Here is a 26545-nt window from a genome sequence, read left to right on the forward strand (position 1 = left end):
AGAAACTTTTTAAGCGCGACGCCTTCTAGAATTTCAGTTTCTTCAGACAGTACCTCGCCCCTCCTTCAAAGTTTTTTCAAGTTCAGGACAAAGTTCGATCACGGAACGGCGAAGAAATTCCCGCTGGTAAACGTCGGGGTCGACAATCTCTCCGTTCCATACGAGTATATCTAGGTCCATTTTTCTCGGGCCGTAGCGATCCTCCCCGACACCTCTCCCGAGGGAAACCTCTACTCCCTTGAGCAGGGTTTTCAGTTGCTTGCAGCCAAGACGGGTTTTTATCAGCAAGGAACCGTTTAGAAAATCCTGCTGCTCACGGGATCCTATGGGCTTGGTTCTCACGAACTTCGATTCTCCGAGAACCCTGAGTTTCTCCCCGAGCATTCGTTTGGCGACACTTACGTTCCTCTCGGCGTCTATGTTTGAACCGACTCCGATAATAACCGTATTCATGCCCTGATATCTTCTCCTTGCACTCACAAACCGGTCCCCAGACCACAAGACCAAATTTCACTCAGCCACCTAAGCTGGCATACGCGCCTAATCGGAACCGTATTTTACATCTAGCCTGCTGAATGTTAAGTATGGTTTAAAAAACCGCGGAAAAGTCTTCCGCGCTGCGTCTCCGAGAAAACCGGCAAGACGGCACCTGTCCCGCTTACCTTTCCCTCGCCTCGGTCACCGAAACGGAGTCAGCAAAGCGAAGTGCCCCGGGCTTCTCCACCTTCACCGACGCCCACCTCACCGCCGGATCCTCAAAAACTATATCGCATATACCCCCGGCGACTCTCTCAAGCAGGTTAAAATCGTTTGTCTCCACAAAGCTTATGATCTTTTTGTTTATGGCCTTGTAGTCCAAAGTATCATCTATGTCGTCGCTCTCGACGGCCTTGCGTCCGTCAAAATCGATGGTGACGTTTATGATCAGGTCCTGGCGGTTCTCCTTCTCCCAGTCATAAACCCCTATTATAGTGCGAAGTCTCAGGTTTTCGATCTTTATTATCATCTTATCAGGTAAGGCTCATGCCTCCGTCAACGAAAAGACACTCTCCGGTGACGTAATTATTCTCCAAAAGATAGTTAAACGCGCTAATTATATCCTCAACAGAGCCCGGACGCTTCATCGGAGCTCCCCGCGCCATCTTGTGAAGATAGTCATCCCCGAACCCCGGGGGAGCGAGAACGGCCCCTGGGCACACGGCGTTTACCCGAAAATCGGGAGCGAGTTCTCTTGCGAGCATTTTCGTCAAGTGATAAAGGCATTTCTTGCTCAGGTTGTAGCAAAAATGCTCAACGGAATTTTTTCTGACTCTCGTGTCAAGGAAATTAACGATAAGCCCTCCGCTTGTCTCAGTGGAAAAAGACTGGGAGAGGAAAAAAGGTGCCTTGAAGTTTGTAGCCATATCGGTTTCAAGAAATTCGGGGGTCACGTCACGGAATCCGACATTCTCGAAAATTGAGGCGTTGTTAACAAGAACACATAGCCCCCCGAAGCTTTCCGTGACTTTCGGGACAAGCTCTTTTGCGTCATCAGGTGATGAAAGGTCGCACCTGAAAAGCTCGCATTCAACACCGGTCCTGAGAATAAGCTCCCTTGTAGCCAGGGCCTCTTTTTCGGAGGAATTGTAGTGAAGGGCGATATAGTAGCCCTTCCGGGCGAGATTCAGGGATATCTCCTTTCCTATTCTCACCGCCCCGCCTGTAACCAAAGCTGTCTTTTTCATTTCACACGGGAAACAACGGTTTTCATATAGCACACGCTGCAAAAACCGCCTCTGAGTATATGTTGATATATTATTCCCATTGTTTATTATAAGTAAATTTAAAAACGGCCCGCGAAAGCGAAACCCCGGCCGTCGTTTCATATGAATCCGACGCGCGCTGCCGCGGATCTTTAATGTTTGCGTACGGATTTCTCCCCGAGGATGAAGAATTGGAGAACCTTGTAATCAACTGTATAAGAACGCTTGCGATGGACGCCGTGGAAAAAGCGAAGTCCGGCCATCCGGGAACCCCGATGGCTCTGGCTCCCACGGCTTTCGTACTTTTCGACAAGTTCTTAAGGCACAATCCAGAGAACCCGAGTTGGCCCAACCGCGACCGCTTCATCCTTTCCGCCGGTCACGCTTCCATGCTTCTCTACGCCGCCCTTTACGTAAACGGATACGACATCCCGATTGACGATATAAAGAAATTCCGAAGCCTCCACAGCCGCTGTCCCGGTCATCCCGAAGTGGGAATCACGGCTGGAGTCGAGACTACTACAGGGCCTCTGGGGCAGGGAGTATCGAATTCGGTTGGAATGGCCATAGCAAGCAAATGGCTTTCGGAGCACTTTAACCGTCCCGGCTACGACATAATAAATCATCATGTGTATTCAATCTGCAGCGACGGGGACATGATGGAAGGAATTTCCTCAGAAGCCGCATCCATAGCAGGACATCTGGGGCTTGGAAATCTGATCTGGATATACGACAGCAACAGTATAACTATCGAGGGCAGCACCTCGCTTGCGTATTCCGAGGACACGGAAATGCGGTTTGGTTCCTACAACTGGCACGTGGAGAAAGTCTCGGATGCAAACAATCTTGAGGAAATTGAAAAAGCCCTAGATCGTGCACGATCCGAAACCAAAAGGCCTTCCATTGTAATATTGAAAAGCCAGATAGCCTACGGAAGCCCCAACAAGCAGAACACGTGCGAGGCCCACGGATCGCCGCTTGGAGAGGAGGAAGTCAGGCTGGCGAAGGAATTTTACGGATGGGACGCCCCGGGGAACTTTCACGTCCCCGAAGAGATTCTCTCCTACATGAAAGAAGCAGTCGCCAGAGGAAACGATGCCGAAGCGGCCTGGAAGGAGAATTTCAGTAAGTATTCAAACGAATATCCGGAACTTGCTCACGACTTTGAGATGCTTGATAAAAAGAAGCTGCCTGAGGGGTGGGACAGCGATATCCCGTCTTTTCCCTATCCCGCAGATCCGGTTGCTACCCGTTCCGCGAACTCAAGCATAATTAACGCCATAGGAAAAAAAGTGCCGTGGTTCATGGGCGGTGCCGCGGATGTAGGCTCCTCAACTAAAACCTATATTAAGTGTACGACGAGCTTTTCCGCCGAGGACCGCGAGGGAAGAAACTTTCATTTCGGAGTCAGGGAACATTCAATGGCCGCGATAGCAAGCGGCATGTGTCTCAGCGGACTCAGAGCATACGCCTCGACCTACTTTGTGTTTGCCGACTACATGAAACCCTCGATAAGACTTGCGGCGCTGATGAAACTTCCCGTAATCTACATTTTCACTCATGACAGCATAGGAGTTGGCGAGGACGGACCCACTCATCAACCCATAGAGCATCTGGCGGCCCTCAGAGTCACACCCAATATCGATGTCATCCGTCCCTGCGACGCGAACGAGCTTGCGATTCTTTGGAAACACGTGATGGGGCTTTCTGATCGTCCCGCCGCGTTCGTTCTCACAAGACAGAACGTTCCGATAATAGACAGGGACCGCTACGCCGCGGCCGATGGAGCGCTCGCGGGGGGTTATGTACTTGCGGACTCAAAGGGCACACCTGACATCATTCTGATATCCACGGGTTCTGAGGTTCACATCTGTCTCGAAGTTTATGAAAAACTGCGCGAGATGGAGAAAAATCCGAGAGTCGTGAGCCTCCCGTGCTGGAGTCTTTTCGAAGCTCAGCCCCAGAAGTACAAAGACAGCATCCTGCCGCCTTCTGTCGAAACAAGGCTAAGTGTCGAGGCCGGAGCAACGTTCGGATGGGAAAAATTCACGGGATCGGGTCCCGATGCCAAGGTCTACGGAATAGACTGCTTCGGAGAGTCCGCGCCATACCAAGACGTGATGAACAACTTCGGCTTTAACGCGGACACCATCCTAAAGGAATGCCTCAAGCTGCTTGGTAACTAGTGCCGTGTCCACTGAAAACAAAGCCGGTTCGGAGTCACCAAACTACACCGAATACGCGGGCGATTACGGAAGCATAATCCAATCCCAACTCCTCGAACTTGAGAAAAACCGCTTTGCCGAAAGATTCTTCGAATACGATCACCTGCTCTGGGCAGATAATCCTTCCGAGATCACGAATCGCCTCGGCTGGGTCCATCTTCCGAAGCAGATGCTCGCGGTAATAAATGAAATAGACGACTTCTCAGAATCGATAAGGAAAAAAGGGTTCACCGAAGTTGTTGTTTTAGGCATGGGGGGCTCAAGTCTCTCTTCCGAGGTGTTCAGAAACATATTCACCCTCCGCGACGGCTTTTTGCGCCTCACTCTTCTTGACACTACGGATCCCGACTTCATTCTTAAGACCCGGGAAAGCATAGACCTTCTTAGAACTCTCTTCGTAGTCTCCTCAAAATCAGGTTCGACCGTGGAAACCGTTTCCCTCATGAAATACTTTTACGGCGAACTCGAGAGAAAAACCGGGGCCCCGGGAGAACATTTCATCTGCATAACGGATCCTGGCTCAGGACTGATCAAAACAGCCGACAAACATGGTTTTAGCAGGGTGTTTATCAACGATCCGAATGTCGGCGGGAGGTTCAGCGCGCTTTCCTACTTCGGCCTCGTTCCCGCATCCCTTGCGGGAGTCAATATACGCAAGATACTTCAATCGGCCTTTTCCGTGCTGCTTGAACTCGAAAACTCAGTCGGAGGAAAATACCATGAGAGTCCATCCTTTCGCCTGGGGACATTTCTCGGGGTCATGGCCGAACAAGGAAGAGACAAGCTGGGTTTTGTTTTTTCCGAAAAACTTTTTCCTTTCGGCTACTGGGTGGAGCAACTGATCGCCGAAAGTACCGGAAAAAACGGCGTCGGCATCCTTCCGCTGCTTGACGAAGAGGTCTCGGATTGTCCACAGCCCGGAGATGACAGGGCATACATTCTTCTTTCCCTGAGGGAAGACAGAACTGTGCATATGGTCGCCTCGCGCATCAAGAACTCCAAGATTCCCTTCGTGAAGATAGTAGTTGACAGTCCCGACCAGATAGCCGCAGAGCTCTTCCGTTTTGAGTTTGCCGTCGCACTTGCCGGAAGCATAATGGGAATAAATCCCTTTGACCAGCCCGATGTCGAATCCGCAAAAACCTTTGCAAGAAGTTTTCTCAGGCTCTACAGGGAAACGGGGAAACTTGAATCCAAAGAACCCGATTTTTCCAAGAACGGGCTTGTTTTCTCAAGTAACAGAAAAATAGAATCCCCAGAGCAACTAAGAGATATCATCTCTTCAAAAAAAAGAGGTTACATATCGATTCAGGCCTACGTAGACCCTGCAGAAAAAAACTCAAAAGAGCTTCTTTCCCTCCGCGCACAGATCGAAAGTATATCATCCGTGCCCGTAACTCTGGGTTTCGGCCCGAGATTTCTCCACTCAACAGGCCAACTTCACAAAGGAGACTCGGGAGAAGGATTTTTCATTCAGATCGTAAGCGAGAACGAAAACGACCTGTGCATACCTGATGATGTCGGTTCCGCAGAATCAGTATTCTCCTTCCAAGTACTCAAAACGGCTCAGGCCACGGGAGACTTCAAGTCTCTTGACGAGATGGGAAGGGGCATTGTAAGAATCGGCATTACGTCTGATGTCTCAGAGAGCATACAGAGAATCGCCCGGTTTTTTGTCTGATCCTCTCCACCGCAAACGCAACTAAAAAGATTGACCATCCGCGGCAAAAACCAAAAATAAATTAAGTAATTCACTTAAATTTGCGAGTTCGGTTGCCGCCATGGTCATATTCGTCACGATCCTCAGGAAACCTTAAGCCTCCGAGATTGTCACAAAGTGCTTCACTTCTTGGGAGAAAGCTACTATGACATCGCTTGCGGTACCTATGAAAAGACCGTGCTCGACTATCCCGGCCCTTGCAGACAACCGGTCGGCGAAAAAAGAGGGGTCGTCCATCTCTCCAAAGCTCCAGTCGACAATAAGATTGCCCTGATCTGTCAAAAACGGGGAACCGTCGCGAGCGAGTCGCAAGCGGACCTCTCCTCCAAGACTCTCGAGGTAGTCCTTTTCAGCTTCAAGGGCAAACTGAAGCACCTCGACGGGAACGGGAAAACGCTCTCCAAGCCGCCGCGAGAGCTTCGATTCGTCAGCGACGATTATGTTTCTTTTGCTGTTCTGGGCGAGAACCTTCTCCCTTAAAAGGGCTCCTCCACCCCCTTTTATCAGGTTAAAATCGGAATCGATTTCATCCGCTCCGTCAATAGTAATGTCAATCCTTCTTGCCGAATCGAGATCAACGAGGTCGAGGTCCATGGCCTCGGCGAAATTTTTCGTTCTCTCGGAACTTGGAACGCAGGATATGTCCGAAATCCGGCCGTCTCTTATCCGCTTTGAGAGCTCTTCGATAGCAAACTCCGCAGTCGACCCGGTGCCGAGTCCGACAAGCATTCCCGCACGCACGAAATCGACGGCTCTTACGCCCGCGGCCTTTTTAAGTTCTTCAGTCTTACCCATTTCGAAAAAGAGTCAGCAAAGTCATCCCGCATACCCTGACAATTAACACAGACATAATACTATACGAATAATTGCCGGATACTGTAAAAAAGAGACGAAATATCCTGAAGGCAACTACGAAAAGCAAGTGTCGGTTCCCGATACCCCCAGCTCGCTTCGGCCACTCCCGCCTTCCGGGCATATACCGTTTGTTTTGCCGCAAAGAAACTTATATACTTGATAACATAGGTTGTGAAACGTAAAAGACAGAGTACATCATGGAGAATCTAAGACACATACTTACACACAAGGGCAGCAGCGTATGGTCGATAGGACCGGATGAAACCGTGTATAAAGCCCTTCAGATGATGGCGGAAAAGGAAATAGGTGCTCTGCTCGTGCTTGACGGAGAAAAGGTCGTCGGAATATTCTCCGAGCGCGACTACGCGAGGAAGGTTATCCTTCAGGGAAGGTCATCGGCGAACACGAAAATAAGCGAACTCATGATCAGGGATGTGATCTACGGTTCGCCAGACGACCCGATTCAGGAAAGCATGGCTATCATGACGGCAAACAAGATAAGGCACCTTCCGGTAATAGAAGATGGGAAGCTTTGCGGGATGGTGACAAGCGGCGACATCATAAACCACATTATCTCCCGTCAGAAATTCGAGATCGAGGCGCTTAAGAAGTATATAACCGGAGGCTACTAAGCCACACCTGAACCAGCTTTACGCAGTCAACTGCTCCTGAACCTTCTCGCAGTCAGAGTGGAAACTCTTGGCGATTTCAAGGAATTCTATAGCTTTTGATGCCGAGGTCTCTCCGTCCCTGTATTCGCTGAACTTGCGCGAGACATCAAGCCATTTCTCATCGGTCTCCCCGGTTCTCACGATAAGGTTTTCAAACTCCCATATCGTCTGCTCCGGAGTGAACGGATCGATAAGCTTGGTGTAGAGAGGAACGTGGGCACTGTCGGAGCATGCCAGATAAAGCTCGTTTATGCATGCCTCGTAGTCGCCGTGGAGAAAAAGAGCCTGGGCCTGCTCAAGACGCCTTTCTGCGTCTGAGAAGACCGGGATTTTCTCCTCGACTGTAACCCCCGCGCACTCTCCTCTTACTCCCTGCTGAACGGCGAATTTTTTCTCTTCGTGTCCCCAGTCGGTGTAAAAATCAGGATCATCCTCGTACTTGGGAATCTCGTTGAACTCGGAGACCGCTTCCTTGATGTACTTGGCGCCGAGCCTTTTCATCGTGAGGTCGAAATGCTCGCCATCTTCTTTTTCCCTCTCGTATATCTCAAGCAGTCTCTGGACAACCTTGGGAGCGTTTCTGGTCGGAATCTTGGTGACTGGCATAGCAAGGCGCGAGTCGTCTCCGTATAATCCTCCGCCGAGGAAAAGCATCTCGGCAGGAACGCTTCTACCTTCTCTGGTGATGGACGCTCCCTGGAACCCTATGCTGGCCGAAACATGCTGAGCGCAAGCGTTGGGGCAGCCGGATATCTTGATCCTGAGATCCCCAAGAGTCTCCTTGTATTTTCCAAGACCGTTATCCATCATGCTGGTAAGCTTCGTCGCAAGGCCCTTGGCCGAAGTGATGCCCAAACGGCAGGTATCGGCGCCCGGGCAGGCGGTTACATCTTCGAAAGTGTCCGCGCCCGAATCAGAAATGCCCGCATCTTTAAGGTCGGCGTAAAGCGAGGGAATGGATTGATCGGGAACCCACCTAATCACGAAATTCTGCTGGATAGTTATCCGTATGGAACCGTCTGCATGGGTGTCTATCATGTCCGCAAGCGCTCTTGCGGTATCGGCCGGAACGTCTCCCAGAAGCACTCTCACGTTAACGATTGAATATCCCTCGACCCCCGCCGGGGAAACATTCTTTTGGCGCCACTCCGCAAAATCCGGGTCATCCTCTACCCAGCCAGGAGCGTCCGGAAGATCGTGTCCGTTCGGCTTGGGAGTTTCGTGCTCCCAGTCGATTGCCTCAAGATAGTCGTTCCACGAAGGATCGACCTCAAGCGAAGCCCTTTCCTGCTCGACTACCTCTCTGAACTTCTCAAAGCCAAGTTTCCTCACAAGAAACTTCATTCTGGCCTTCATCCTAACCTTTCTCTCGCCGTACCTGTCAAAGATCCTGACTACCGAAGCCGAAAAAGGTATCATCTCCTCAACCGGCATGAACTCCGTCCAGAGATGTCCGAGCGAAGGCGAAGCGCCGAGCCCCCCACCGACGTAGACCTGAAAGCCGTGCTTTCCATCCTCTTCCCTTACTCTGGCGCGAAAGCCCAGATCATGGATGCGGATTCCCGCGTTGTCGACATCCGGATTGCTCTCAAAGCAGACCTTGAATTTCCTTCCCATGTTCTGGCATATGGGGTTTCGGAGCATAAACTGCTTAAACGCCTCGGCGTAAGGAGTCACGTCAAAGGTTTCCGTAGGCGAAGCCCCGGTTATCGGGGAAGCCGTGACGTTCCTTATTGTGTTGCCGCAGGCCTCACGAGTTGTGATCCCCGCACTTGCAAGATCCCTCATCATGTCGGGAACTGTTTCAAGGTTGACGTAGTAAAGCTGAGCGTCCTGGCGGGTCGTAAGGTGAAAGAAGCCACTTGCGTACTTGTCCGAAACGTCCGCGAGTTTTCTCAGTTGAGCGGAACTCAGTTTCCCGTAGGGAATCTTTATCCTCTGCATCTGGACTCCTTCCTGGCGCTGTGCGTACACCCCCAGCTGGAGTCTTATCTTCTGGAATTTAACCTCGCTTATCTTCCCGTTCATGTAGTCGGAGACCTGCTGTTCGAATTCGTCGATCTCATCCGCTACAAGTTTGGGCAGAGTTTGCGTTTCTTCATCCATGTTTTCTAGCTCCGTAACATAAAATCTTTTATATCTCCCGATATTCTAACATAAAACAATTTTTTTTTGGAAATCACTCCTGCGGACCGCTCTGAGCCGAAAGCCACATCTCAATTACCAGAAGAATATAATCAATTTCCTGTTCCGTAAGCTTTCTTTTCTTAGGGATGCCGTGCCACTTTACTAGGCAGCTCCGACAACATGTGGCCGTGGCGTGCTGGGCGCGAAACACGGGATGTCCGCCCCATGGAGTCTGCTTCCCGTCGTTAGGGGGCAAAGCGGGGGCAAGCCTTTTTTCAAGAAAATCCCTTCCGTGCGAAAGCACTTCGGGGAGCCCTTTTTGCCTGAGATAAAACGTCTCCTTGGCATTCAGCCTGAACCCAGAACGGAACCGGGATCTGCTTAGTCTTCTGAAAACATTTTCCAGCCGTTCCTTTTCGCCGTTTTCCGCTCTATACATGTAAGAAATTCAGTGCTCTCGCTCCTCAGAGAAAAAATCCCGCATCCGTCCGAGTATCTGTTCCGTCTTCGCGCAGAAAAAGCCGCTCCCCGCAACGGAGTTGATAAAGAATTTCCCGTAGTATTTCGACACGATGCGCCTGTCAAGAACCATAACAACACCACGGTCCGTCTTGGTGCGTATGAGTCTCCCGAAGCCCTGTTTGAACCTGAGTACCGCATGGGGAAGTATGTATTCGCGAAACGAATCTATATCCTGTTTTTCCATGTACTCGATTTTCGCCTCCGTAACCGGGTCCGTGGGAACCTTGAAAGGAAGTCTGCATATAACGACCATCTTCAGAGAATCCCCGGGAATGTCTACTCCTTCCCAGAAGCTGTCGGTTGCGAAAAGCACCGAGTTCCCAAGCGTTTTGAATTTTTCAAGCAGCAGGCCCCTAGGCATTTCCCCCTGCTTGAAAAGACTGACCGGAACGGTCCCGATGCTCTCAAGAATTTTTCCCGTCTTTTCATAAACCCTGTTAAGCGAGGAATAAGAGGTGAAAAGTACCAGGGCGTTTCCGTTCGTTACAGAGATCGAGTCTGAGAGTATCTGCGCAAGGGAATCTTCGTAGTCCTCGCGCCCGGGCTCGGGCATATCCGACGGGACCAGCAGCAGGGACTGCGTTCGGAAATCAAACGGTGAATCAACAATAAGCCCCCTGAATCTTTCATTATCCGAAAGTCCGATGTTTTTCCTCTGAAAATCGAAATTCTTATCCACGGCAAGCGACGCAGAAGTCATAACGACGGTTTTGGTCTTCGAGTAGAGCTTTTCCGAAAGCTCCTTGGATACATCGAGCGGAGAGAGGTTGATGGAGCAGAAAATCGCCGCCCTTCTGCGGTTCCCCTCAAACCACCTTATATAGCTCTCGTCCTGCTCGCCAAAAAACCTTCCTATGGCTTCGCGGAAAGCAAGGGATCTCTTAGCGATGCCTCCAAGTTCAGCGGTGAGTTTTATGTGGGAATCCGCGTGCGGTGAGCCCTCGACTACTCCCAGCAGGTGGGCAATCTCGTTTTCAAGCGAAAAGAGGGATTTTTCAAGCCCCCCGAAGCGTTCCTCAACGGCAGGCCATTTCTCGTGCCGCACAACCTCTTCTGTCAGCCTCAGGCTTATCGCTGTCTCACCCGAGAGTTCCACCCCAAAACCGTAAAGCGAATTAAAGACCTCTTCGCTTACGACCTCTATACGCTCCACGGCCCTCGCAAGCCCGCCGCCCGAGCGCTCGAAAACCTCCCTGAGGGTGGAATCTTTTTCTTTCTGTGCAAGGTGCGAGATGTAGGATACAAGCCCCTTGTCCCTGTTTTTCCGGGAACGAAGCTTTGAAAGCGTCTTCGCAATCCCGTGCTTGCTAAGTTTCAGACTGAAATGCGAAGTGGCCGCCTCGGCGATATTGTGCGCCTCATCAAAAACGACCTTCGCGTAGCGGGGAATTATCCCGAAATCCGAATCGGGTCCCGCAGTCCCCTTTATCGCAATATCGGAGAAAAGCATGTGGTGGTTGGCAACCAGCACCGACGCCCTCGAGAGCTCCCTCCGCGACTTGAAGAAAAAGCAGCTCGAATAATGGGGGCACTTGCTCCCCGGGCAGCTTTCGCTTTCCGCAGACACCCTGTCCCACACATCGTCAGGGGGTGTAAACGCAAGATCGGAAAGTGAGCCGTCCGAAGTGGTCTCGGCCCACTCAAGCACATCCTTCATGGAGCCTCTTTCCCCGTCGTCTATAAAATCGAAAAGATCCTGCCCAACGGCTTCGCCGCGGAGAAGACAGAAGTAGTTTCTCATTCCCTTAACGAGAGAGTAATCAAATTTCTTCGGGAAAAGATCCCGAAGAAGGGGAAGATCTTTGTTTATCAGCTGTTCCTGAAGATTGATGGTGTTTGTTGAGACCAGAACCCTCTCACTGTTGCTAATTGACCAGAGAATGGAAGGTATGAGGTAGGAAAGAGTTTTTCCGGTGCCCGTACCGGCCTCTATCATTGAGAGGTGCTCGTCATTGAATGCGTCAATTACGTTTGAGAGAACTTCCAGCTGCTCATCCCTGTGCTCGTATTTCTCTCCCAAGACACGGGCCACGGGACCCGCAGGCAGAAGATATTCCCTCGCGGATTCATTGTCAACACGTACCGCTTCCCCCGGAACAAAAGGCTCAACAACTACGTACACCTTCTCGACCTCGCTGTCCACTATGTAGAAACCGACGCCCTTGTTTCCGAAAGCCGAAGCGACTGCCACGTCCTGAGGTGAAGGTTCGAGATTGCCCGAGGGATGATTATGCACGACGACATTCCCCGTTTTCGCCGCGTCAAGGATGGCCGGAACCGCCTGGCGGTTGCCGCGTGCAAGGACTTTTACATCGCAGACCAGAGAGCTTTCGTTTACCTTGCCGACGAAAAAGACCTCGTTTCCATAGGCCTCAGTTATTGCCTCCCTGATGAACTCTGCAGCCTCAGGGGTAAAGTAGCTTTCAATCATATCCGCTTAATTTTACACAGAGGCGTTAATAACAAAACTTTCCGGGGGATGTTGCCTTGCTCTTCGGGCTTCGGTAGCCTGTTTTGCGTGTCGGGGGAGGGATGGCCGAGCGGTTTAAGGCGCTGGTCTCGAAAACCAGTGGGGTCTTTTTGGCCCTCGTGGGTTCGAATCCCACTCCCTCCGCCATCAGTTCACCCCGAGTTATTCTATCCAGATATAGCAAACTCCGTCGGAAGCCAAGTATTGCCGGCCAAACCTTAATTCTTGGAAAAAGCAAACCGTATCGAAACATATCCGCCTAATCCAAGCTTAGGTAATCGTCATATACGAAGAGCTGAAAAAAACCATCCATGCTATTATGCGGTGAATAGCAATCTTATTCACCGCATATTTTACGGCGATTTTCTTGCTTATGCGATAAATAAAAGGTACAATCACTGTAAACAATGCGGTGAATGATATGTGGATACATGAGCATCATAACTGGCCAAACTTCACTTGGGATGTCAAAAAACTCGCTTCCAAGCTTGCCAATATTCGACACCGTCAGGGTCGTCTGTTAGGCAGAATGGAAGGATTAGGTTTCGAACTCAAGCAAGAAGCAAGTCTCGGAACACTGACAAGTGATGTTGTTAAATCATCAGCCATCGAGGGAGAAAATCTGAACCCACAAGAGGTTCGCTCATCAATCGCTCACCGACTAGGGATTGATATCGCCGGCATTACGTCAGTGAACCAAGATATTGAGGGTATTGTTGAAATGATGCTGGATGCGACCCAGCAATCTACCAAACCTTTAAAAAAAGACAGATTGTTTGACTGGCATGCGGCACTGTTTCCAACAGGTCGCAGCGGCATGCGTCGCATCACAGTTGGTGGCTGGCGCTCCGTCGAATCCGGTCCCATGCAAGTGGTTTCAGGTCCTATAGGACGTGAAAAAGTTCATTTCGAGGCTCCAAACGCAGAGCACCTTGAACATGAGATGACGGGGTTTCTGGCATGGTTTGAGAGCAAAGATGATACTGACCCCGTGCTCAGAGCCGGTATTGCCCATCTGTGGTTTGTGACAATTCATCCATTTGAAGACGGTAATGGACGTATTGGAAGAGCGATTGCCGATATGGCCCTGGCGCGTGCTGACGGCATGGGAGACCGCTTTTACAGCCTTTCATCGCAATTTGAATCTGAGCGCAAGGATTATTATGACCAGTTGGAAAAACAGCAACGCGGCACGCCGGAGGTAACGGGTTGGCTTGAATGGTTTCTGGATTGCCTTGGTCGCGCAATTGCCAGCGCCGAAGATACGCTGAGCACCGTGTTATTTAAAGCACAACTGTGGGAAAAGATTAACCGGCAATCTGTCAACAAACGTCAGCGTCTGATTATTAATCGTATGCTGGAGCATGATTTTAGAGGGCATATGAACACCTCAAAGTATGCAAAACTGGCCAAGTGCTCCACAGATACAGCGTTACGGGACATTCAGCACTTAAAGTCACGCGGTATTTTTATTCAGAACCCTGGCGGCGGACGAAGTACAAGCTACCGCTTGCCGGATACCATTAACTGAAAAAAACGGTCAGGATGCTAGATTGAAAGTAAGTCTTCTTCTCTCCGTGTCCGCTGATACAAGCTTCACGCGAACTTCCTCTCCGAGTTCGAACCACTTTCTTTTCCTGCCCCTGATCTTGTAAAAGTGCTCGGGGATGAGCCCCTCGACGAAGTGCTCTTCTATTTCTATGAAAACCCCGAAGGGGTGTATGCTCAGTATTTTTCCGTGAAATAGGTCACCCACGCGGCTTTTCATGAAATTCGCCGTCTCAAGGTTCATAAACTGGCGCTCCGCATCCTCGGCCGTTCTCTCCAGAATCGAGCAGCGTTCGGCTATCCGCTTGAGACGGGCGGAATCGTAGGAAGGTGTTCTTTTCTGCAGTATTTCATCGATAATCCTGTGAACGACAAGGTCAGGATACCTTCTTATGGGGGAAGTGAAGTGGGTGTAATCGTCTATAGCAAGACCGAAGTGGGGAACATGCTTTGTTGAGTAAACAGCTTTTTTGAGCGCGCGTAGAATCATAAAGTTTATCTGCTCCCGATCCTTTCTTCCCGAAGCAGCTTTCATTACCGCCTGGATGTCCTGCTGCTTAATCTGTCCTCCGAAGTTTGCCTTGATACCTATTTTGAGAAGGTTTTCACGCAGTTGCTCTATGGAATCCGGGTCCGGGGATTCGTGAATCCTGTAAATCGATTCGAAACCGTTTCTGAAAATAAACTCCGCGACAACGGAGTTGGCCATGATCATGAACTCCTCTATTATCTCATGGGCGACATTCCGCTTAATCCTGTCGACGTCGCTTACCTCTCCTTTGGAATCGCGAAGCAGCACGGCCTCGGGAAAATCAAAGTCAAGGCCTCCTTTGCCGATCCTAAGCTCCCTGAGCTTGCGGTAAAGCTCTTTCATCAAAAGCAGGGAAGAAATGATGTTTTTGCCACGGGAGGATGAAGCAGTGCCGTTCCCTTCCAAAATGGCCGCGGCTTCGGAGTATGTAAGCCTCGCACAGCTTTTTATCACGCTGTTGTATACCCTCGAGTCCCTGATCCTTCCCGAGGAATCGAAATCCATCTCGACCGTCTTGGTAAGCCGTCTTCTTCTGGGACGCAGGCTGCAAAGATCGTTTGAAAGCCTCTTGGGAAGCATGGGAATCACCCTGTCTGAAAGGTAGGTGCTGGTGGCCCTGCGGGCAGCCTCTTCGTCACACGCGCTTCCGCAAGCCACGTAATGAGAAACATCCGCGATGCTTACCCGAAGTCTGTATCCCCTGCGGATTTTTGTTACGCCTACCGCATCGTCAAAATCCTTTGCGTCATCCCCGTCTATGGTGAAAATAGTCTCTTTTTCAAGATTCACTCTCGAAGAAAGGTTGCCGTTTGATAATTCCGCGCTTAGACCCGCGACTTCTTCTGTCACATTGCGCGAAAAACCCTTCGCAAGACCGTACTCGGAGATAATCCCCCTTTTTTCAGTTTCAATTTCTCCAGATATCCCCAAGCGCTCGGTCACTGTTGCCGACTGTTTCCCCGGCTTAATCTCTATGACTACTAGTTCCCCGTCGGAAAAACTCTTTTTCCACCCTCCGGTTTCAACCTCATACTCGAAGAGTTCCGCTTTTCTGGGACAGGCAACAAAACCCCTCGGGGTTTCTCTCAAGTCGGCCAGAACCCTCAGGGAGCTACCGTTTGAGAGGCTGGTTGGAGCGATTTTCTTGCGGTTCCCATTAAGAAGAGATACAGGAGAATCCAAGTGCCGACCGTTTTTCGCAGCACCCTTTTTCCAATGTTTTTGAAGACGATAGCTACCCTTGGAGGTTCTTTTAATCTTTCCCTCGAAGGCCATACTCTTCAGCGTAGCCCGGAGCTTCGCTCTTTTTCTCTCGGGCATATCAAGCCCCCTGAGAATATTGCCCTCGGAGAGACTTTTCCCCTTGTTTTCGCTGAGCAGTTTTAGAATCCGCAATTCCCTTTTGCTTGACATGATATAAACCCGGCTTTTCAGCCGCAGGAACTTCCCTGTTTTAAAAATTGAAATTTACGAGGTCTTGTATACAATTAGTGCCGTTTTTATTAATTCTGCTTTCTGGAGTTTTTTTATGCTTAGAACAAACATTCTCGGAGGGATCCTCATAACTGCGCTTGTCCTTTTTATCGTAGGTTTCGGAATTTCCCTCAAATTCTCACTCGACTGGTCTTTTTACTTTAAGGTTCTCTCGGTAGTCGGCGCGGTTGCGCTTGCGGTTTCTCTGATAGTCCACCTTATACCTTCAAGAAACTAATCCGGTACGCGGAATTTCTTACCAGTTTTTTCTTCTATTCACAAACCCCTCAGCGCAAGTCCCACCGCAACCGCCATCTTCGGGGCCAGATGTTCAATGTATTCAGGATCAAAACGCGAATCCGAAACGGTGATATTCCGAAAAGGATTCGAAATCTCGACCTGAACCCCAGTGGCCTCTCCAAGTGCATCGGCGAGAGTTTCTATTCTTGAAGATCCCCCGGAAAGAATTATTCGGTCGATTACGTCTCCTGCTTCATCAAGAACCGTCTTTATCTCATCAGTGGCAAGAGTAACAAAATCAGTGAAAACACTTTCTATCTCGTCATATCTGCCATAACCTTTAAGGCTGAACTTTATTCTCTCCGCCTCCTCGTAGGTGATTTTGAATTCCTCCATCAAACGAAGCGTAATCCATTGCCCCCCAAGCGAAATATCCTTCAGTACAAAAGGCACTGTACCATCCAAAACGCTCAAGTTAGTCCCTGACGCTCCGATATTCACAAGCGCCACCTTTTGACCGCGACCTCGGCAAAAAACTGTATGGCAGTTTGAAAGGGCCATGGCGTCAACATCAATTACCTGGGCACGGAGTCCCGCCGAGAAAAGCGAACTTTTATACTCCCGCGCCGTTTTTTTCGAAACTGCCGCAACCAGCACCTGGGTCTCTTCGGATTTCCCGTTGCGGCGGAAAAGCGGAGTGTAGCTGTAATTAACCCCGTTAACGTCTTTGCGAAGACTGGTTCTCACAAGGTCCGGAACAAGTTTTTCCATGTCCTCTCTGAGAAAAATTCTGGGAACATTTACGACTTTTAAAGCAACGGCTTCGCCGGAAACTCCTATAACCGCCTTTTTCGTTCTCACGCCGAGTCTAGAAACGAGACTTGATACAACCCCCGAAACTATGTCGCCCCTTGAAATTGACTTGCGGACTATTGCATCTCTAGGAAGCATAGCCTCTCCCATATTCTCAAGCCGATAGTTTCCACCCCCGTAGGAAAGTTCCACAATCTTGACGGAACTTGAACCTATATCTATCCCAACGATGGCATCTTCCCCCTCAAGGAGGGAATCTGGGCGACGAAGTCTACCGAAAGCCAACTTTTTAAAAGGAGAAATCAACGAACCGGGGATTGGAAACTACTCTTCCGCAAGATCGTAATATATTTGCACTTCCTTGGAATGGGCTTCCGGGGGAAGGCTATCGAAACTGGCTGTGAAGAAAAAGCTTTCCGTCGGATCAAGTCTTTCCCCTTCCTCAACAAGCGCGGAGGTCGCGGCAAGGGCGTTTCCATCCGAATCCTTTGCGAATATAACGACGTAAACTGACTGTACCGGGAAATTCGCCGTGTTCACCACGGCGCCGTTAAAATCCACGCTTCCGTCAAAGTTCTCGGTCTGGAGAACCGGCCCGTCGAGTTCAACGGCGGATTCCTCCGCGGTGCAGGCCGTAAGAACAAAGGCCGCGAGGACAAATAATGACGTAATCAGGAAGGTTTTTTTCATTTTTCCGGTTTAGTGCCCACGTTTGAAATCGAAATTACGTTCGCTGGATCCGCAGTTTTCTTTTCCGCGGTCTTTTTATCTTCAGAAGCGTGATCTTCTATTATGTCTCCAAGCACCTTGTGCATCAGCTTAAGTGCGCTTATAGAGTGTTCCTTGAGATAACCCTCGCTGAAGGGAATCTCTTCCTTTCTCCTTCTTAAGAACAGATGAAGAATAAAGGCCTGATTGTTTAGCACCACTAAAATAGCTACGTAAAGCAGAAAGTTGTCGGCGAAAACCTTTTTCATCAATGTTTTCGTGTCGGAATCGATCTTAACTATGCCGAGCGGCCCATCAACCTGCGGGGAGAGAAACGGAACGGAAACGGAAATCTTTCCTGCGTATTTTTCAACCGAGTATCCCTCGGGCGGATAAGTGTTTTCCAGAAAGTGTCCGGAAGCCATCTTGTCTTCCGGCTGTTTCATAAAAGTAACGCTGAAAAATTTGGGAGAGACCCCGAAAGTGTTAAACAGCTTCTCCCTGCCAAGCCTCTGGTCAAGAAAATGATAGAACTCGTCGCTTGTAGACCCCTCTCCGTGATCCTGATAGAAACTGGTCGCCTGGTCTCCTATAGTCTCGGCTATGGCTTTGGTTCTGGTGACAAAGTCTTTTTTTGCGTTATCAAACTGAAAATAGAACACCACACCTATAAGGGCTATGATGCCCAGCTCAACCATTGATATTTTGAACAGCAGTCCAAATTTCTGGTTCAGGCGCATTTTACAAACTCTTCAAGTATCTTGCGTAGATTTTTGTCCTGTGAATGTCGGAGAAGCATGAATACCATTCCGGCAAAATCCTTTTTTATTTCTCCGTCAAGACTTCTGTAAAGCTTAAGGAGCATCTTCTCCTCGTTTGTGAGAACCTCGAGCTCCTGTTCTGATATGGCCTCTTTTTCGATGAATCTTTTGAGTCTTTCCGTCCTTGAGACGCTCCAGATTTCCTCAACCTTGACCCCCAAGATTGAAGATATTTGCTGGCAACGGTCAAAAGAAGGTGCATCGACCTTTCCGGTTTCAAGCTGATGTATGTACACGCTCGAAACCTCAAGAGATCGAGCAAGGTTCTCCTGGGTAATCTTTCTTCTCTTCCTTATCCTCTTTAGATAGTCTCCAAAATTCATTCAAAATCCCTCCGAGAATAAAACAGTCCTATGTGTACTAATTTTAACCTAATGTACATAACAAAACAATCCAGTCAGACCAACCTTAGATACGGAAGTTAAAACATAAGGAAAGAAGATAAGGGATAAGGCCGGAACAAGGCAAAAAGGTCAGAACGATGCACAGGTGGGATTGATTTCGCGCAGGACGCCCTGCTGAGCAAATCTGCTTTTGTATCCTTCAATAATCCTGTCTATTCCGGGAGCAGAATCGGCATTTGGCGGGACAAGGATTATAAGCACCTTGGTATCCTCTTTTATCAGATTTCCAGCGGCATCCGTGTACTGCCCATAGGCATCCAGAATGGTAAGGCCGTCAGGAAACTCAACAGTTATGGTGTCCTCGAGGAACTCATCCCATTGCTGATCACTCACGACTTGACGATTATCCGCATTCCCCCGCCCGAAAAAAGTCTATATTCGGTATAAGACTCGGTACCGCCCGGACACGGGTTTGTCTGTGCCTCGGAAGAACATGAAAGGATAAAAGCACAAGCGGCAAGAGCCACGACAGTGACTAGTGCACCAACTGTTTGATTAAGGGTCTTCAGCATAAACTCTCTCGCTTAAGCGGAGAGATGCAAAAATTCCGTTCTCCCCGCGAGAACACTGCAAAAATTGTGTGCCCGGAGGCGGAATCGAACCACCGACACGAGGATTTTCAGTCCTCTGCTCTACCAACTGAGCTATCCGGGCAGAAATAAACGGGTTTTAATTCTACCCGAAGAAAATATTTTGTTTCAAGGAACGAAACTTCTTCGTTCATAAACAAAGGAGCCCCGGCCCTTTTCTAAAGAACCGAGGCCCCACTGAACACAGAAAAAAGAGGTATGGAGAGATGGTTTTTTTCTTCTGCGTTGTGTTTGGTTTTCCCTATCTATACGTCAAGCCAGTAAAGAAGCTGTACGGCAAATCCGTGCTGATTATCTTCGCCGGCAAAATAAGCGTCGTCGCCGTCCGCCATGTCATACCTGTACTCAAGCCTCGTCTCGAAATTCCCCACGGACTCGAAAGGAGTCAATATGAGAGTCGAGGTGAACTCGGAAAGCTCAAGGCCCGGTGTATCGACTCTTTCCGACTCATCAACGTACTCACCCCTGAGAGCCAGTGACATGGAGTCCGCAAGACTTACTATCGCATAACCTGCAAAACCCCAACGGTCTCCCCCCGCATCATGCGACGTGTACTCGAAATCGGCTATCAAGGTGACCTTCTCCATGAGGGTCACGGTCCCAACAACCGTGACAAGGGTCCTGGTATCGCCATCAGTATCGCCGAAGTACCCGGTAACACCGAGCCAGCCGTCGTTCGCGAAATTAAGCGCAATCTGCGATTCAAATGTCTTGCCGTCATCCACATCATCAACCGCGTCCCAGTCGTTGCTTAAGCCGAGAGCGAAATCAAGTGATCCGGCACTGAAGGTGGCCCGAACACCGCTGTGCGCAAACGGAATCCTGTAAAAAAGCAGGGATCTCGTTATGTTGGTGTTGTCCTTGGCCTCTATAAGTTCCCAGCCCGCAAGCGTGGTGAACTGACCGGCGTAGATGTTAAGACCACCGGCGCCCGATGGAACAAGCACGTTTATGTAAGCCTGATAAGGACTTACCGCGCCGTCGCCGTCGGTGTTAAAACCGAAGCCGAGACGTTCAGCCTGTTCGCCGAAAAGAACATCTGCGCTGAAACCCACCTGATCCATTACTCCATCGCCGACAGTTGGAACCTTTTCAAGCGAAAGAGTGAAGGCGTCTATCGAAAAATCGTTGTGCTCGGGATAAAGACCCCTCTCGACGATACCCTCCCCGACTTCCCCGTTCGAAACATACTGGTAAGTCGTGTCAAGCGAAAAGCCGAGTCCAATCGATTCAAGATTTCCGAGATCGAGGGCGTTTGCCCTCGGGCCCCCGAACTGGGTCCCGAGCAACAAAGCCGCCGCAATCATCATCAATGAAAGTTTAGAAACTATACTTCTCATTTTTCTCCTCCTATAAGAGTTATTACTTTCTTTTTTCCCTGTTCTGATGCCATTAAACCTGCGTTGTGGCCTGAAAATCCGGATAGGACTCCATTCCGTGCTCGGTTATATCCAGTCCTCTTCTCTCCTCTTCCTCGCTCACTCTTATGCCAATAGCCATCTTTATGGCGTAGAAGATGATGAAGGCGCAGACGACTGTGAAGACACCGTATGCCAGAACCCCTATAAGCTGAACCATAAAACTGAAATCGGGTCCTCCGAAAATTCCCACGGCAAGCGTTCCCCATATACCGCAGACCAAGTGAACGGAAATCGCTCCCACCGGATCGTCTATCCTTATCTTGTCGAAGAAACTGACCGCGAAAACCACTATTATTCCGGCCACAAGCCCTATGATGACCGCCTCTCCCGGAGAGACCACGTCGGCCCCGGCCGTGATTCCCACAAGACCCGCAAGCACACCGTTCAGAGCCATGGAGAGGTCAGGGTACTTAAAAGTTCCCCACGACGTGAAGGCCGCTCCTAAAGCGCCCGCAGCAGCCGCAAGCGAAGTCGTGACTATGACCAGTGAAATCAGTTCCGGATCCGCACTCAGCACCGAACCGCCGTTAAAACCGAACCATCCCATCCAGAGCAAGAACACACCGACTGCAAGAAGCGGAAGAGAGTGACCCGGAATCGGTCTCATTGCTCCCGAGGCGAGATATTTCCCTATGCGCGGGCCAAGAAGATAGGCTCCGACAAGTCCTCCCCATCCTCCTACGCTGTGAACGAGCGTAGAACCGGCGAAATCATAAAAACCCATCTGATCAAGCCATCCGCCGCCCCACTTCCAAGATCCAGCTATGGGATACACTATGGCGACGAATATGGTTGCGAAGATAAGAAAGCTTGAGAGCTTTATACGTTCGGCAACAGCTCCAGAAACAATCGTGGCCGCTGTTGCGGCAAACATTGCCTGGAATATGAAATCGGTGTAGTAGGTGTAGCCACCGTCCGCATACTCTATGAGCCCCTCAGCCCCGGCCGGTGCTGAAATACCGAAACCGGCAAACCCGAAGATGCCACCACCTATGAAATCCCCTGGGTACATAAGGTTAAAACCCATAAGGGCGTAAGTGAGAATGCCCGCCGAGATGATAAACGTGTTTTTAAACAGTATGTTTACCGTGTTTTTCGATCTGGTAAGTCCGGTCTCGAGAGTGGCAAATCCGAGATGCATTATAAAGACAAGAAAAGTCGCAAGCAGCATCCACACGTTGTTCGCCACGAAAACAGAATGGGCCGCACCTTCTGACGCAAAAGCTGAATAGCCCCCCAGAACAACAAAAGCAAAAACCGAAAGAAACAGCACGCGGCTGCATCCGAAGGGTTTTCTTAAAAAATCTGCGATATTCATAACCAACTCCTCCATGTTTGGACAATTTTCTTCCCAATACCTTTTGCAATTAAGGGGCCATAAAACCAAAAGACAGGAGGCGCTCACTCTAACTATCTGAAATAATTGGGAAAAAATAAATCCCCAACGGCTCGGGATTTTCAAGTAGACTTAGAGCCTGCAAATCATGCCTAAAAAATGTGCACAGTGTGCACCGAAAAAAACCGTTTAGAACAAAAATCGCGTGCAGGCGCAAAAAATGGAGACCGAAGCGATCGCTTCCTTTAAAAACACAGAAAAATGAGAATCCTTTTCGCCGGAACACCAGAATTCGCCGTACCATCGCTCGAGGCGCTTTGCGATTCTCCCCACGAGGTAATCGCGCTCCTCTCAAGGCCGGACAGGCCAAGGGGGAGGAGCCGAAAACCCGTATGGCCGGAAACAAAAAAAGTTGCCGCGGAGCGCAGAGTGCCCGTTTTTCAGCCCCAAGACTTAAAAACACCCGAGTTCCAAGAGACGCTGAAGGCCCTTTCACCCGATCTCATAGCGGTCGCGGCCTACGGAAAAATACTTCCCGCCGCCGTCCTTGACGCACCTCCTTTCGGTTGCGTAAACGTTCACGCATCGCTGCTTCCCAGCTATAGGGGAGCAGCCCCAATTAACTGGGCCATAGCAAAGGGAGAGAAAAAAACGGGAGTTACGATCATGCATATTGACGAGGAACTGGACACGGGAGACATTCTCGCTCAAAGGGAGGTACAGATAGGAGATGAGGAAACCGCCGAGGAACTTTCAAAAAGACTTTCGCTTGAAGGAGCAGGGCTTCTTTTACAAACGATCGACCGCATCGCAAAAAATGAAATATCTCCCGTAAAGCAGGACCCGGCTGCGGCCACCTACGCACCTCTTCTCTCGAGAAAAGACGGCCGGGTGGACTGGAGCCGGGAGGCAGAGGAGATAAAAAATTTAGTAAGGGCGATGACTCCGTGGCCGTCCGCCCACACCACGCTCGGGGGGAAAAACCTCAAGATATTAAGGGCGCTTTCGGGCCCGGGGGAAGGAAGACCCGGAGAAATAGTATCTCTCAGGGGAGAAAGCCTGGACGTCGCAACGGGTAATGGGATCCTGCAGATACTCTCTCTTCAGATCGAAGGCGCAAGAAAAATGGACGCCCCTGAATTCAAGCGGGGCAAAAAAGATCTTCGGGAAGGGCAGTTCATGATATGAACGCTCGGGGACTCCCTATATCCTGATTGAGACCTCGAAAGTTCCTATTTTCACTTTGCCGGCAAGCCCACATTTCCAGCAAAGATCTGTAGCGTGAGTCTTTGACTTTGCGGGAACAAGCAGAATGAGTTGGACTGAAAGTTCCGAGAGGGTTTTCCAGTACTCGCTTCTTTTTTCGTCGATAGTGGCTTCGGTCTCAACCTCAATAATCTGCACGACCTGCCCGTATGAACCGAGAATTACATCGGGGAAAAGACCCTCGAACTCACAGAGTTGCTCTTCGCCGGGGTTGGTACGTATCTCATTATAAAGCGAGGAGTACTTCTGCTCCACCTGCCTTATTACCCAGTCATGAATCAACTTCTCCTCACTCGGAATTTTCATATCTCCCGCTCCACATAAGCTTTGTCTTCAAAATGTTGAAATAATCCCTAAAAGGAGATTTTATGATATTCACGTAACTCTCCGAACCTTCAAGAACAACTTCGTCGCCGAGATAAAGAGGCACTCCCACCTGGCCATCAAGCGTAAGATAGGTGTTCTGTATGTCGGTAAGCACCCTCGTCCTTATCTTTTTCGTGTAGGGAACCACGATAGGCCTGTTGGTAAGGATATGCGGACATATTGGAGTGACGGTTATCACGGGCAGCGTCGGATAAATTATCGGCCCGCCCGCAGAAAGAGAATAGGCGGTTGAGCCGGTAGGGGTCGCGAAGATAATTCCGTCAGCCTTAAAGGTCGTAACGTATTTTTCGTTTATATATATGGAGAGGTCCACAACCTTGGAAATTGGACCGTTGTTTATAACTACGTCGTTTAGTACCGTGAATTCTTCCCGCTCTCCATCCTTTCTATCTACGCAGCACGATATCATGTCCCTTTTTTCTATCTCGTAGTCTCCGGCGAGTATTCTCTCCATCATCGGAAAAAACTCATCCACCGTGAACTCAGTGAGAAACCCGAGTCCACCGAGATTGCAGCCCAGTATTGAGACGTCATGTCCCTGCACCATTCGTGAAACCCAGATAAAGGAACCGTCACCCCCGAACACAACTATTATGTCGACGGCCGCAGCCAGGTCACGCTCCGCAAGCACGTTCTCAGCGTCTATGTTGCGTCCAAGGTTCTCCTCAACGAAGAACTCTATGTCTCTTTCACGAAGCCACCCGCACAGCCCCCTGGCAATCTCATAGACTTGCGCGCTGTCCTTCTTGCCCGTTATGCCGAACTTCAAGTCGCTTCCTCCCTTGAGTCTCCAGTTGAGTCATGCAGAAGATACGATTCTATAAAACCATCTATCTCCCCGTCAAGTACCGCGTCAATTCCCGAGGACTCAAAACTGGTGCGGTGATCCTTTACCATGCGGTAGGGATGCAGAACGTAGGATCTTATCTGACTTCCCCAGCCGATTTCCTTTTTCGAGGAATTGAGTTCCTCTTCTTTTTGTTTTTCCTCCATCCTGCGCAGTTCGTAGAGCCTCGCCTTGAGTATCTTCATGGCGCTCTCCCTGTTCTGGCGCTGCGACCTCTCGTTCTGGCAGCTGACCGCGACCCCGGTGGGAAGATGCGTGATGCGGACCGCGGAATCCGTCTTGTTAACATGCTGTCCGCCCGCTCCGCTCGCGCGGTAAGTATCGACCCGCAGATCCTTTTCCTCTATGTTCACCTCTATTGAATCATCTATCTCGGGAGAAACGAAAACCGATGCGAAAGAAGTGTGCCTCCTTTTGTTCGAGTCAAACGGGGATATCCTCACCAGCCTGTGAACCCCTGTCTCCGCCTTCAGGTAACCGAAGGCGAACTTCCCATGAGCAAGAATTGTGGCGCTTTTTATGCCGGCTTCCTCTCCGTCCTGAGTCTCAAGCAGTTTCGCTGAAAATCCCTTCCTCTCCGCGTACCGAAGGTACATGCGAAGAAGCATCGCGGCCCAGTCCTGGGCTTCGGTTCCCCCCGCCCCGGCGTTTACCGATACTATGGCGTTTCGAGCGTCGTCAGGGCCGCCGAGAATCCGGGTGAACTCAAGTTCGTTGACTTTGGCTTCTAAGGACGCAAGCATGGCACCCGCCTCTTCAATCGAATCCTGATCGTCTTCACCGACCGCGAGTTCGAGAAGACACGCCGCGTCCTCCATGTCGGAACGGAGCTTCTCGAATCTCGAAACGGAGTCTTTGATTTCGGACTGTTCCTGAAGCGTTTTGCGGGCTAGCTCGGAATTATCCCAGAAATCCGGAGCCGCTGTAATTTTTTCAAACTCTTTTAATCTTTCAGTCTTGGAAGGCAGGTCAAAGATAGTCTCCCATTTTCTGAATTCTTTCTCCGAGGCTTTCCATCAGGGCAGTGAGTTCCTCTTTCATCCAAGACTCCTCCTTAGAACGCGTTAGAAGATAGTACGCAAATAACCTGTGAATTCAAAAACACGGACGATTCCCAAATAAAAACATTAGAATACGAACGCGAAGATGGGACTAAACCGTTTAAGCAATGGTTCGATTCTCTTAGCTCCGTTATTGGCTGAAAATCAGAACTGCTGTAGCTCGAATGAAAAATGGGAATTTTTCAAAAGACGGTGACAATCTGATCATTCTCTTGGGCGGTGGGACGAAGAAACGTCAGCAAAGCGACATTAACGAGGCGAAGAGATATTGGAAAGACTACAAAGACAGAAAAAATTCGCATGGAATAATATAAAAGACAGGAGGAACATAGTGGCATTAACACGCGACTTTAGAGATACCGTAATGGAACGGGCTAGGAAAGATCCGGAATTCCGCATCGGTCTTCTGACCGAAGCAATTGAGCGTGTTATCAATGATGAAATTAACGTAGCCAAGGAGTTGTTGCGAGACTACGTTAACGCGACTATCGGTTTTCAGGAACTTGGAACCCTTACGAAAAAAGATCCGAAAAGTCTAATGCGCATGCTCGGCCCGAAAGGGAATCCAAGTCTTAAAAACATCTCTTCCCTGCTAGCATCCTTAAAGGAAAGCGAGGGCGTAAAACTTCATGTGCAGACCTTGAGATAACACCTGTTATCAAGTACGAAGACCCTCTTGGCACCAATACCGTCAATTCCCAATTGAAACGGCTTACATTTGTGGGTATTTTACCCGCTTTGATTCAATCCCCTAATAACACGAGGA

At 49.8% G+C, this 26545-nt stretch carries 24 protein-coding genes, 2 tRNA genes and 2 pseudogenes; 9 read left to right on the forward strand and 19 right to left on the reverse strand.

All coding sequences use genetic code 11. The annotated features are described in order from the left end of the window. Nucleotides 1-42: 42 nt before the first annotated feature. The 3 genes from folK to OXG75_03090 all read right to left on the reverse strand — a co-directional run bounded on the left by folK (nt 43) and on the right by OXG75_03090 (nt 1724). On the reverse strand, nt 43-453 hold the full coding sequence (gene folK, locus OXG75_03080; GenBank protein MCY3624973.1) for a 2-amino-4-hydroxy-6-hydroxymethyldihydropteridine diphosphokinase: 411 nt from the start codon (nt 451-453) through the stop codon (nt 43-45). A 205-nt stretch (nt 454-658) separates the two neighbouring features. Then, nucleotides 659-1006 carry a dihydroneopterin aldolase gene (gene folB, locus OXG75_03085; protein MCY3624974.1) on the reverse strand — a complete coding sequence of 116 codons (348 nt, stop codon included), beginning with the start codon at nt 1004-1006 and terminating at the stop codon, nt 659-661. A gap of 4 nt (nt 1007-1010) precedes the next feature. Continuing rightward, entirely contained in the window at nt 1011-1724 is a 714-nt protein-coding gene (locus OXG75_03090) for an SDR family oxidoreductase (GenBank protein MCY3624975.1), read from the reverse strand. Nucleotides 1725-1897: 173 nt separating this feature from the next. Between OXG75_03090 and tkt the strand changes: the two genes are divergently transcribed. Both tkt and OXG75_03100 read left to right on the forward strand, forming a co-directional pair. Then, the gene (gene tkt, locus OXG75_03095) at nt 1898-3928 is read left to right on the forward strand and encodes a transketolase (protein MCY3624976.1); all 2031 of its coding nucleotides are present in this window, start codon (nt 1898-1900) and stop codon (nt 3926-3928) included. Nucleotides 3929-3932: 4 nt separating this feature from the next. After that, on the forward strand, nt 3933-5648 hold the full coding sequence (locus OXG75_03100) for a hypothetical protein (protein MCY3624977.1): 1716 nt from the start codon (nt 3933-3935) through the stop codon (nt 5646-5648). Nucleotides 5649-5780: 132 nt separating this feature from the next. On the opposite strand, the gene rpiA is transcribed toward OXG75_03100, so the two are convergent. Further along, nucleotides 5781-6482: a ribose-5-phosphate isomerase RpiA gene (gene rpiA, locus OXG75_03105; GenBank protein MCY3624978.1), complete on the reverse strand. Its 702-nt coding sequence runs from the start codon at nt 6480-6482 to the stop codon at nt 5781-5783. 257 nt (nt 6483-6739) lie between these two features. Between rpiA and OXG75_03110 the strand changes: the two genes are divergently transcribed. Next, nucleotides 6740-7174 (forward strand): CBS domain-containing protein, encoded by a 435-nt coding sequence (locus OXG75_03110; GenBank protein MCY3624979.1) that lies wholly within the window; start codon nt 6740-6742, stop codon nt 7172-7174. An 18-nt stretch (nt 7175-7192) separates the two neighbouring features. On the opposite strand, the gene OXG75_03115 is transcribed toward OXG75_03110, so the two are convergent. The 3 genes from OXG75_03115 to OXG75_03125 all read right to left on the reverse strand — a co-directional run bounded on the left by OXG75_03115 (nt 7193) and on the right by OXG75_03125 (nt 12293). Further along, nucleotides 7193-9319 carry a nitrite reductase gene (locus OXG75_03115; protein MCY3624980.1) on the reverse strand — a complete coding sequence of 709 codons (2127 nt, stop codon included), beginning with the start codon at nt 9317-9319 and terminating at the stop codon, nt 7193-7195. A gap of 73 nt (nt 9320-9392) precedes the next feature. Then, nucleotides 9393-9779: a DUF4186 domain-containing protein gene (locus tag OXG75_03120; GenBank protein MCY3624981.1), complete on the reverse strand. Its 387-nt coding sequence runs from the start codon at nt 9777-9779 to the stop codon at nt 9393-9395. Nucleotides 9780-9788: 9 nt separating this feature from the next. Then, nucleotides 9789-12293 (reverse strand): DEAD/DEAH box helicase family protein, encoded by a 2505-nt coding sequence (locus OXG75_03125; protein MCY3624982.1) that lies wholly within the window; start codon nt 12291-12293, stop codon nt 9789-9791. A 95-nt stretch (nt 12294-12388) separates the two neighbouring features. Between OXG75_03125 and OXG75_03130 the strand changes: the two genes are divergently transcribed. Together OXG75_03130 and OXG75_03135 are read left to right on the forward strand one after the other, a co-directional pair. After that, nucleotides 12389-12479: transfer RNA gene (locus OXG75_03130), tRNA-Ser, on the forward strand. 274 nt (nt 12480-12753) lie between these two features. Beyond that, the gene (locus OXG75_03135) at nt 12754-13863 is read left to right on the forward strand and encodes a Fic family protein (GenBank protein MCY3624983.1); all 1110 of its coding nucleotides are present in this window, start codon (nt 12754-12756) and stop codon (nt 13861-13863) included. 9 nt (nt 13864-13872) lie between these two features. Here OXG75_03135 and OXG75_03140 read toward each other — a convergent pair whose 3' ends face one another. After that, nucleotides 13873-15825, reverse strand: coding sequence for a VacB/RNase II family 3'-5' exoribonuclease (locus OXG75_03140; protein MCY3624984.1), 1953 nt, complete (start codon nt 15823-15825; stop codon nt 13873-13875). Nucleotides 15826-15940: 115 nt separating this feature from the next. Here OXG75_03140 and OXG75_03145 point away from each other — a divergent pair, with 115 nt between their 5' ends. Continuing rightward, nucleotides 15941-16123, forward strand: coding sequence for a hypothetical protein (locus OXG75_03145; GenBank protein ID MCY3624985.1), 183 nt, complete (start codon nt 15941-15943; stop codon nt 16121-16123). Nucleotides 16124-16161: 38 nt separating this feature from the next. Here the strand turns inward: OXG75_03145 and pilM are convergent, their stop codons facing one another. The 8 genes and pseudogenes from pilM to amt all read right to left on the reverse strand — a co-directional run bounded on the left by pilM (nt 16162) and on the right by amt (nt 22053). After that, the gene (gene pilM, locus OXG75_03150) at nt 16162-17223 is read right to left on the reverse strand and encodes a type IV pilus assembly protein PilM (GenBank protein MCY3624986.1); all 1062 of its coding nucleotides are present in this window, start codon (nt 17221-17223) and stop codon (nt 16162-16164) included. Between the two features lie 39 nt (nt 17224-17262). Continuing rightward, on the reverse strand, nt 17263-17628 hold the full coding sequence (locus OXG75_03155) for a hypothetical protein (GenBank protein MCY3624987.1): 366 nt from the start codon (nt 17626-17628) through the stop codon (nt 17263-17265). Then, nucleotides 17625-18386, reverse strand: a complete 762-nt coding sequence (locus OXG75_03160; GenBank protein ID MCY3624988.1) for a hypothetical protein — start codon at nt 18384-18386, stop codon at nt 17625-17627. The genes OXG75_03155 and OXG75_03160 overlap by 4 nt, the downstream gene beginning before the upstream one ends. Continuing rightward, nucleotides 18377-18790 (reverse strand): helix-turn-helix domain-containing protein, encoded by a 414-nt coding sequence (locus OXG75_03165; protein MCY3624989.1) that lies wholly within the window; start codon nt 18788-18790, stop codon nt 18377-18379. Before OXG75_03165 ends, OXG75_03160 begins: the two co-directional genes overlap by 10 nt. Before the next feature lie 150 nt (nt 18791-18940). Next, a pseudogene (locus OXG75_03170) lies at nt 18941-19228 on the reverse strand (DUF3574 domain-containing protein). 224 nt (nt 19229-19452) lie between these two features. Next, nucleotides 19453-19525, reverse strand: a tRNA-Phe gene (locus OXG75_03175). Between the two features lie 181 nt (nt 19526-19706). Further along, the gene (locus tag OXG75_03180; GenBank protein MCY3624990.1) at nt 19707-20801 is read right to left on the reverse strand and encodes an outer membrane beta-barrel protein; all 1095 of its coding nucleotides are present in this window, start codon (nt 20799-20801) and stop codon (nt 19707-19709) included. A gap of 52 nt (nt 20802-20853) precedes the next feature. Beyond that, nucleotides 20854-22053 (reverse strand): ammonium transporter, encoded by a 1200-nt coding sequence (amt, locus tag OXG75_03185; protein ID MCY3624991.1) that lies wholly within the window; start codon nt 22051-22053, stop codon nt 20854-20856. Nucleotides 22054-22479: 426 nt separating this feature from the next. Between amt and fmt the strand changes: the two genes are divergently transcribed. After that, nucleotides 22480-23406, forward strand: coding sequence for a methionyl-tRNA formyltransferase (gene fmt / locus OXG75_03190; GenBank protein ID MCY3624992.1), 927 nt, complete (start codon nt 22480-22482; stop codon nt 23404-23406). A gap of 15 nt (nt 23407-23421) precedes the next feature. Here the strand turns inward: fmt and OXG75_03195 are convergent, their stop codons facing one another. From OXG75_03195 to prfB, 3 genes are all read right to left on the reverse strand, one after another. Continuing rightward, the gene (locus tag OXG75_03195) at nt 23422-23790 is read right to left on the reverse strand and encodes a hypothetical protein (GenBank protein MCY3624993.1); all 369 of its coding nucleotides are present in this window, start codon (nt 23788-23790) and stop codon (nt 23422-23424) included. Further along, nucleotides 23774-24640 (reverse strand): NAD(+)/NADH kinase, encoded by an 867-nt coding sequence (locus OXG75_03200; GenBank protein MCY3624994.1) that lies wholly within the window; start codon nt 24638-24640, stop codon nt 23774-23776. Before OXG75_03200 ends, OXG75_03195 begins: the two co-directional genes overlap by 17 nt. Next, nucleotides 24637-25759, reverse strand: a protein-coding gene (prfB, locus tag OXG75_03205) for a peptide chain release factor 2 (protein MCY3624995.1) whose coding sequence is annotated in 2 segments (ribosomal slippage) — nt 24637-25689 and nt 25691-25759 — 1122 coding nt in all. Because the reading frame shifts where the segments join, the coding sequence is not laid out codon by codon here. Before prfB ends, OXG75_03200 begins: the two co-directional genes overlap by 4 nt. A 77-nt stretch (nt 25760-25836) precedes the next feature. Here prfB and OXG75_03210 point away from each other — a divergent pair. Both OXG75_03210 and OXG75_03215 read left to right on the forward strand, forming a co-directional pair. Then, nucleotides 25837-26093: pseudogene (locus tag OXG75_03210) on the forward strand (type II toxin-antitoxin system RelE/ParE family toxin). A gap of 17 nt (nt 26094-26110) precedes the next feature. After that, nucleotides 26111-26428 carry a transcriptional regulator gene (locus OXG75_03215; protein ID MCY3624996.1) on the forward strand — a complete coding sequence of 106 codons (318 nt, stop codon included), beginning with the start codon at nt 26111-26113 and terminating at the stop codon, nt 26426-26428. Nucleotides 26429-26545: the final 117 nt, after the last annotated feature.

This window comes from Candidatus Dadabacteria bacterium (assembly GCA_026705445.1).
Classification (GTDB): Bacteria; Desulfobacterota_D; UBA1144; order Nemesobacterales; family Nemesobacteraceae; genus Nemesobacter.

Coding starts and splice junctions, on each gene's coding strand:
- tkt (MCY3624976.1), top strand. CDS start 1,898: ATGTTTGCGTACGGATTTCTCCCCGAGGATGAAGAATTGGAGAACCTT.
- rpiA (MCY3624978.1), bottom strand. CDS start 6,482: ATGGGTAAGACTGAAGAACTTAAAAAGGCCGCGGGCGTAAGAGCCGTC.
- OXG75_03180 (MCY3624990.1), bottom strand. CDS start 20,801: ATGAGAAGTATAGTTTCTAAACTTTCATTGATGATGATTGCGGCGGCT.
- fmt (MCY3624992.1), top strand. CDS start 22,480: ATGAGAATCCTTTTCGCCGGAACACCAGAATTCGCCGTACCATCGCTC.
- OXG75_03165 (MCY3624989.1), bottom strand. CDS start 18,790: ATGAATTTTGGAGACTATCTAAAGAGGATAAGGAAGAGAAGAAAGATT.
- amt (MCY3624991.1), bottom strand. CDS start 22,053: ATGCTGCTTGCGACTTTTCTTGTCTTTATAATGCATCTCGGATTTGCC.
- OXG75_03115 (MCY3624980.1), bottom strand. CDS start 9,319: ATGGATGAAGAAACGCAAACTCTGCCCAAACTTGTAGCGGATGAGATC.
- OXG75_03195 (MCY3624993.1), bottom strand. CDS start 23,790: ATGAAAATTCCGAGTGAGGAGAAGTTGATTCATGACTGGGTAATAAGG.
- OXG75_03125 (MCY3624982.1), bottom strand. CDS start 12,293: ATGATTGAAAGCTACTTTACCCCTGAGGCTGCAGAGTTCATCAGGGAG.
- folB (MCY3624974.1), bottom strand. CDS start 1,006: ATGATAATAAAGATCGAAAACCTGAGACTTCGCACTATAATAGGGGTT.
- OXG75_03090 (MCY3624975.1), bottom strand. CDS start 1,724: ATGAAAAAGACAGCTTTGGTTACAGGCGGGGCGGTGAGAATAGGAAAG.
- OXG75_03110 (MCY3624979.1), top strand. CDS start 6,740: ATGGAGAATCTAAGACACATACTTACACACAAGGGCAGCAGCGTATGG.
- OXG75_03135 (MCY3624983.1), top strand. CDS start 12,754: ATGTGGATACATGAGCATCATAACTGGCCAAACTTCACTTGGGATGTC.
- OXG75_03145 (MCY3624985.1), top strand. CDS start 15,941: ATGCTTAGAACAAACATTCTCGGAGGGATCCTCATAACTGCGCTTGTC.
- OXG75_03160 (MCY3624988.1), bottom strand. CDS start 18,386: ATGCGCCTGAACCAGAAATTTGGACTGCTGTTCAAAATATCAATGGTT.
- folK (MCY3624973.1), bottom strand. CDS start 453: ATGAATACGGTTATTATCGGAGTCGGTTCAAACATAGACGCCGAGAGG.
- OXG75_03120 (MCY3624981.1), bottom strand. CDS start 9,779: ATGTATAGAGCGGAAAACGGCGAAAAGGAACGGCTGGAAAATGTTTTC.
- OXG75_03140 (MCY3624984.1), bottom strand. CDS start 15,825: ATGTCAAGCAAAAGGGAATTGCGGATTCTAAAACTGCTCAGCGAAAAC.
- OXG75_03155 (MCY3624987.1), bottom strand. CDS start 17,628: ATGAAAAAAACCTTCCTGATTACGTCATTATTTGTCCTCGCGGCCTTT.